The following is a 688-nucleotide window of genomic DNA, read 5'->3' as shown; positions in this document are numbered from 1 at the left end:
AACGTTCTCGCGCTACAGCGGGTTTGGGACTAAATTAAGCCCTATTTTCGGATTTGCCAAATCATCACAAATACAAAACCAACTTTCCATTAAGCCAATTGCCCAAATCCGTTGTAGCGTGTGTTGTGCGATTGCCTTTATTTATTCGGTTGATATTTTCCATAATCCTAAAAGAAAAATTATAATAAATAATCCCATAACACGATTATCTGAACTTTTTTCACCTTCATTAAATTCGTCCTCATTGAATACGATGTCTGATTTATCGTTTTTTAGGTAATAAATCGGAATAACTTCTGTTTTTTTATTTAAGTTGTTCTTGTTGCTTTCGTGAATTCTAATTTTAATTTTTGCGTTTTGCTTAAGAGTCTCTGTTACTTCTGTCCATCTTCCATAAATTCCACCAACATAAATTCCAAATCGATTAGAATACTCTTTAACATTAAAATAAAGTTTGACTGGATTTCTTTTTCCTCCACTTTCCCATTCTTTATCAACAGTAACATTTAATTCAACTAACTCATTTTTGTTAATTTTAAATGTCGGTTGTATCATATAAAATAACCATCCAAAAAATGCAAAAAAACAAATTAGTTTAAACCATTTCTGCTCATAAAATTCTAATTTAATTTTCCCTTTATAGCTCAATTTTTTCTCTTTAGTTTTTTTAAGGTATCGCACAACGTTC

The 688-nt window shown here is 30.1% G+C and carries 1 protein-coding gene; it reads right to left on the bottom strand.

Going from position 1 to position 688, the window contains the following annotated elements:
* Window positions 1-141 precede the first annotated feature (141 nt).
* Window positions 142-688, bottom strand: a 547-nt coding sequence (locus tag FLACHUCJ7_RS24905) for a hypothetical protein (protein WP_219634170.1), incomplete at its 5' end; no start/stop codon positions are given.

Origin of the sequence: Flavobacterium salmonis (assembly GCF_903819435.1) — a bacterium.
In the GTDB taxonomy this organism is placed as follows: Bacteria; Bacteroidota; Bacteroidia; order Flavobacteriales; family Flavobacteriaceae; genus Flavobacterium; species Flavobacterium chungangense.
Note: the sequence above shows the minus strand (reverse complement) of the source record. Positions and strands in the feature narration are given on the sequence as shown.